The sequence below is a fragment of the uncultured Corynebacterium sp. genome (assembly GCF_902489365.1).
GTDB lineage: Bacteria > Actinomycetota > Actinomycetes > Mycobacteriales > Mycobacteriaceae > Corynebacterium.
Genome location: NZ_CABTZR010000112.1, coordinates 1 through 5739 on the forward strand (window position 1 = coordinate 1; position 5739 = coordinate 5739).

General features: G+C 58.3%; 6 protein-coding genes and 3 pseudogenes. 3 read left to right on the top strand and 6 right to left on the bottom strand.

Annotated elements, in window-relative coordinates:
• Positions 1-608, bottom strand: a pseudogene (locus tag RDN59_RS11155) (cation-transporting P-type ATPase); the annotation flags it as partial.
• Complete coding sequence (locus tag RDN59_RS11160) at positions 605-964, bottom strand: helix-turn-helix transcriptional regulator (protein WP_005530797.1); 360 nt, start codon at positions 962-964, stop codon at positions 605-607. The pseudogene RDN59_RS11155 and the gene RDN59_RS11160, both read right to left, overlap by 4 nt.
• Before the next feature lie 199 nt (positions 965-1163).
• On the opposite strand from RDN59_RS11160, the pseudogene RDN59_RS11165 reads away from it, so the two are divergent.
• Positions 1164-1358: pseudogene (locus RDN59_RS11165) on the top strand (type II toxin-antitoxin system RelE/ParE family toxin).
• Positions 1359-1392: 34 nt separating this feature from the next.
• Positions 1393-1653: a HigA family addiction module antitoxin gene (locus RDN59_RS11170; protein ID WP_308607911.1), complete on the top strand. Its 261-nt coding sequence runs from the start codon at positions 1393-1395 to the stop codon at positions 1651-1653.
• A 54-nt stretch (positions 1654-1707) separates the two neighbouring features.
• Here RDN59_RS11170 and arfB read toward each other — a convergent pair whose 3' ends face one another.
• The 3 genes and pseudogenes from arfB to RDN59_RS12315 form a co-directional block, all read right to left on the bottom strand.
• Positions 1708-2151, bottom strand: a complete 444-nt coding sequence (gene arfB, locus RDN59_RS11175; RefSeq protein WP_308607907.1) for an alternative ribosome rescue aminoacyl-tRNA hydrolase ArfB — start codon at positions 2149-2151, stop codon at positions 1708-1710.
• 31 nt (positions 2152-2182) lie between these two features.
• Positions 2183-2773, bottom strand: coding sequence for a putative glycolipid-binding domain-containing protein (locus tag RDN59_RS11180; protein ID WP_307891095.1), 591 nt, complete (start codon positions 2771-2773; stop codon positions 2183-2185).
• 50 nt (positions 2774-2823) lie between these two features.
• Positions 2824-3605: pseudogene (locus RDN59_RS12315) on the bottom strand (Fic family protein); the annotation flags it as partial.
• Positions 3606-3842: 237 nt separating this feature from the next.
• Between RDN59_RS12315 and RDN59_RS11195 the strand changes: the two are divergent.
• On the top strand, positions 3843-5402 hold the full coding sequence (locus RDN59_RS11195) for an ATP-binding protein (protein ID WP_308607909.1): 1560 nt from the start codon (positions 3843-3845) through the stop codon (positions 5400-5402).
• Here the strand turns inward: RDN59_RS11195 and RDN59_RS11200 are convergent.
• Positions 5377-5739: MOSC domain-containing protein (locus tag RDN59_RS11200; RefSeq protein ID WP_308607910.1), on the bottom strand; the 363-nt coding region annotated here is incomplete at its 5' end. The genes RDN59_RS11195 and RDN59_RS11200 overlap by 26 nt on opposite strands.

Sequence of the window (5739 nt, forward strand, 5' to 3'; positions counted from 1 at the left end):
ACCTCGTCGCCGGGCGCAACCTCCTCCGGAATGGATTCTCCGGTGATCGCTGAGGTGTCAAGGCTGGAGTGTCCGGACCGAATGATGCCGTCCGTGGCGATCCGCTCCCCGGGGCGTACGAGCATCAGCTCGCCAACCACGAGGTCCTTCGCAGCGACCTCGACCGCCGTGCCGTCGCGCAGCACGGTCGCGGTCTGTGGCACCAACTTCAACAGTGCCCGCAGTCCGCTCTGGGCCCGGTCCATCGCCTTGTCTTCCAGTGCTTCGGCGATCGAGTACAGGAACGCTAGCGCCGCGGCCTCTCCGACGAAACCAAGGATCACCGCGCCGACCGCGCTGATCGTCATAAGCAAGCCAATGCCGAGCTTGCGCTTCGTGACAAGGTTCCGGATCGCTCCAGGTGCGAACGTATAAGCGCCCAACAGCAGGCCAAGCCAATACAGTACCGTTGCGGGCGTCTCCAAGTCGGACCAGTCCAGCGCCAGTCCTGTAATGAGGGCTACGCCGGAGAAGATCGGCAGTAGCAACTCGGGGTCCTTCCACCATGGCCGATCGCGCTCTTCGATCTCCGTGGCGGGTTCGTGTTCGCATCCACATGCTGAACTCATGCGTCCGTTCCTTTCTCGCCGCAGCCGGGCACCGAGCACTCAGTGTCGATGCAGGGGGCATTCTCGTCGACGGCCAGCGTCGCGTTGACCAGCGCTTCGAGCGCCGCCGCGAGGTGCGGATCGGCAATTTCGTAGCGGGTCTTACGGCCCTCCGGCTCAGCGACGACGATGCCGCAATCGCGTAGGCAGGACAGGTGGTTCGAGACGTTCGAGCGGGTCAGATCCAAGCTTTGCGAAATCTCGGCCGGGTAGCCCGGACCGTCGAGTAGGGTCATCAGGATTCGGGAACGCGTCGGATCAGCCATGGCCCGGCCGAGCCGGTTCATGACGTCGAGGCGCGAAGCAATAGTCAGCATGTGCTGAACAATACAACGTGTGCTGAACTATTCAAAATGTACTGAACTGACGGTTACGCGAAGGTCCTGCGACCTGCAGGAATTAGTCGATGGGATAGCAGATGACTGATCCTTTGTGGTTCGGCTGCCACCCAACGCGGGAGCGACGTGGGCGGCGAGGTTCTCCAGAATCTTCACGTTATGGGGGGAAGGGTCAAGCATGATCCAGTCGTTCGCTGACAAGGACACTGAGCGTCTGTGGAAACGAGAGCGGATTCCCCCGGGAAACCGGCTCGAGGCGTTGAAAGGTGATCGGCGGGGTCAGTTCAGCATTTGAATCAACGACCAGTGGCGGATCTGTTTTCGGTGGTCCGCCGCGGGGCCAGAGGAGGTTGAGATCGTTGACTACCACTGACAAGCTCCCTCCGGTTCACCCCGGTGAGATCCTCATGGAGGACTTCCTCAAAGGAATGGGGATCACCCAGCACAAGCTCGCCGTCTCCATCGGCGTTCCGCCCCACCGGATCAACGAAATTGTTCACGGTAAGCGCGCTGTAGCCGCTGACACGGCCCTTCGTCTAGCGAAGTTTTTCGAGATGAGCCCCCAGTTCTGGCTCGGGTTACAGGCTCAATATGACTTGGACGTGGCGGAAGACAAGATCCTCTCGGAAATCGAGCGGATTCAACCGGTCCAAGCTGTCTCAGCGTAGCGGTTACCCGAACCAGGTCCGTCTGCGTGAGGATATGCACGCGGATGGTTCGAACTAGGGAATTTGGGGCCGCCGTCGCGTGGACTTGAGTTCCGAGCGCCGCTTTTTCGCTTCGAGACGGCGTCGCACCGAGCTCTGCGTCGGCTTGGTTCTGCGCCGCGGAGGAGGAAGCGGAGCGAGCGCCTCGCGCAAGAGGGCGGCCATGCGACCTCGTGCCTCGGCGCGGTTGCGTACCTGCAATCGCTGGGTCGATGCGGTAACGGTAAGGACGGTGCCGTCTAGGCGGTGCTCGAGGTTGTGAAGGACGCGGCGACGCTGGGCGTCGGAAAGCGATGAGCACGTAGCGATATCGACGGAAAGCTGCACTTTGCTGTCCGTAGTATTGACGCCTTGGCCGCCTGGTCCCGACGACTTCGCGAACCGCTCCGTCAGGTCGGCGGCGACGATGACCAGACCCCCGGGGATCCCTGGGCCAGGCGCGATGGTCAGGTCGTTCATACCGCCCAGCTTAGTTAGAGTTGTTTCCGGATCAGACCCGCCGTGCGAGATCAGGGTAGTGTACGACCACTCCGTCACCGTCGACCTCCAACTCGACGTCGACTCCCCGTGTTCCGCTTTCGTATCGGACAGTTTCAGCATCGACGGAGCTGTAGTACTGGTCTGATGCGATCACCTGGAGGGACGGTATATCAATCCAAGCCATGATCAGCTGCGTTTTCGGAACCTGAGTCTCAAGCAGCGTCAAGCAACGAATAGGCATTGTGTTGGTGAGAGGGCACAGACCGAGATCGCAATCGAGTGCGGCTTTCAGGTCGGCTGACTGGACGATACCGGGGGAGGGCAGATCTTCAGGCTGGGCGCCCTCTTCATTGGTTTCCGCCGACCACACGCCTTGTTCGGACCTAAACAGCTCGAGGCTTCGCCCCCATCCGTCGCCTTCAACGTTCACCGACACACGTTCGGTCACCCAGTTCTCCGCGGCGTGCAGCTCCCACGTGGCCTCGTATCCATCGCCGTATTGCACTCCGGAAGCGGTCAAACCGGCTCCTAAAAAATGAACTGCGGCCTCGTTCCGGATGAGGGGAGTCTCGACATGCTCCCACTTATACGTGCGCTCCATGGTGAGGATTTTACAACGCTCGATGGTGCGAAAAGGCAGGTAGCTTTCGATTTGGACCGCGTACCGAGGACGAGGCTTACCGGCAGAATGGTGTATTCAGTAAGTCCGCGACGCAGAAGAATCCCATGAATGAGAGCACGGCCCACACGGCCGTTGCCATCTGAAAATGGGTGAATCGTTTCGAATTGAGCGTGAGCAATCGCGGCTTGGATGAGAGCACCGTGCTAAGCGCCATCTAGGTAAAGGCACAGGTCTTCAACGAGGTCACGGACTAGGCCTGGGGGCGCTGGGATGAACTCGGCCCCAATGGGTGTGTGGTTACTTCCACCGGTCCAGTTTTGAATAGTGCGAAGTCCAGTGGAAATAGAGCCCTTCTCCCCCATCCACTCTCTTCGAAGCTTTTCGAGAAGCTCGACAGAGATTGTTGGTTCGGTGGCAAAGCTCTTCTCAATGGAACGCAGAACGGTGAGGTTGCGGGCAACCTCTTCCGCGCCTTCCTTAAAACCACGGACTTCCTCCTCTTGGGCGAGTTCCGCGAGGACAACCTTATCGACGTTGGGCGCAATACCTTCAATGCGTGAGGAGGAGATCGCCTCAGAACGCATGAGTAAGCGGCCACAGACTCCAACTGGCCGGAAGCAGCATGACGGTTGAGCCTCAAGATCTCTCGCTCGATACGCGCTGCTCGGCTGGTGAGCTCTGGAGAAAAAGTCCACGCCTTACTAGCAAGATGGGCAGGGACATACGCTTGAAAAGGACCTACGGCCTTATCGCGCCGGGGAATGCCGGATCCTGCGTCGGGGATCCAGCTCTCGGTAACGTAGTGGGGCATGTAGAGGCTATCCATTCGTCAAACCCCAATGAGTGGTTGGATAACTCTTATCCAACCACTCATTGGGGTTTAGGTGCTAGATAGCGCTTAAACATGCGGGGTTGCAGGGTCATAATTCGGCCTCAACGAGAACGTCAATGACACCTCAATGGGAAGATCAATGAGAACTCTTGTCATTGAAGAGGAATGAAGTTAGCATTGAGCCGTCATTGTTAACATTGAAGGCGGGTATTCGTCGTGAAAAATTGGTCCGAGAATCAGCTGAGAGAGCTATTGGCTGAGCTTGAGTTGCGCGGCGGTGATTCAACAACAGTCGAGGTCAAAACCGCTCAAGGGGGCATTCCGGACTCTCTACCGCAGACATTGTGCGCGTTCGCAAACATGCCGAGTGGCGGTCTTATCATTCTCGGTGTCAATGAGAAAGAAGGATTCATTGTCACTGGCATTGAGAATCCTTCGGAGATGGAGGCTGCTCTGGCCTCGCAGGCGCGTCATGCCATCACCCCTCCAGTCACAGTGCATACCGACAGTGTGGCAATAGATGGCACGCATGTCGTGATTGCGGAGGTTACGGGTCTTCCAATTATTGATAAGCCTGCTATCTACAGAGGAGAAGCGTATCTTCGAATGGCTGATGGGGACTACCGAATGAGTGCCTCCGAGCTACGCATGATGGACGTAGCAAAGCTGCATGCCGAAGAGGCAGTGTCCTATGACACGACGATTGTGGAGGGCACGAGCCTTGCAGACCTAGATAGCGACGTGGTGCAAGATTTCTTGGTTCAGGCGCGGAAAAAGAATCGGCGACTATCGGGACTTACTCAAGATGAGGACGTCTTACGGGCGCTAGCGGTGACGACCGCGACTGGAGAGCTGACGCTTGCTGGCTTGTATGCGCTGGGTTTCTATCCCCAAGGACATTTTCCCTCCTTAGCAGTAACGGTGGCGCAAAGGCTACCAAATGGTTCGAAGCACGGGCGTGTGTTGGGGTTGGAGACCTTTGAGGGGCCCGTTCCGGTGCTGTTGAACTCGGTAATGGGATGGGTAAGGCAACGTTTAGCCGCCGTACGGCGATATCGAGAGGACGGATCAATGGTGGAAGTTCCTGAACTTCCCCTTCCGGCCATTCGAGAGGCCGTGGCTAATGCATTGGTGCACCGTGATCTTGGGCCAAATACGTTGGGTGCGGGTAAATCGATTGATGTCCGCCTACTACCGGACAAGATGGTTATCTCTAGTCCAGGAGGCCTACGGGATCTGACGGTTGAACAGCTCAAGTCGAGAGATCTGGCACGCCAGGAGATTAACCAGCGGCTCTATAGACTGTGCCGATATCTCAAAGCAGACGATGGCTCTTTTGTTATTGAGGGCGAAGGCGGCGGCGTGCAGCTCATGCTGGATGCCGCGCGAGAGCAAGGACTACCGGAGCCTGACCTGATAGATTCTGGTGTGCAATTTACGGTGAAGATGTGGCGGCCGGACACGCGTGGAGAAGCCCGTACCTGGGAGCTACCACGCAAGGAGGAATCCCGCATCGAATCGCAACGACGAGTGGATGCACCAGTGAACGTGGACGGCCTGGGGGTCAACGCCCCGCGCGTAGCAGAGGCGCTGAGTGTGGCGGCACAACCGCTGTCCATCGGCGAAATAGAAACAGCCACAAACCTTACTCGAGCGCAGGTCCGATATGCGTTGAAGTCGTTGGTCAAGGCACGATTCGTGCGTATGGATGGTACGCGCGGTTCACAAGCGACAACCTATGAATGGCTAGCTAACCGCGGGGCTGCAGGCGCTTAACCAGCTGGTCATGGTGGACGGCAGCGAGGCAGCCGGCGTCGACGACGCGCCGGGCTAGGTCCTTGTCCCCCATCTTGGCGGCGAAGGCTATGCCCATGGTGATGTCATGGTCGGGGCGGCCGATGAGCGTAATCTCATCGCCAGAAGTGATGCGGCCGGGCTCGATGATGCGCAGGTAGGAACCGCAATCGCCACGCTCAGTGAAGGACTTGAGCCAGCCGGGCTCATCCATCCAACCGGAGAAGGTGGCGCAGGGCGTGCGCGGAATGGAGACCTCGAGCACGCACTCCCCCACCTGAATCTGCTGGTTGATCAGCATATTCGGCCAGGAAATCCC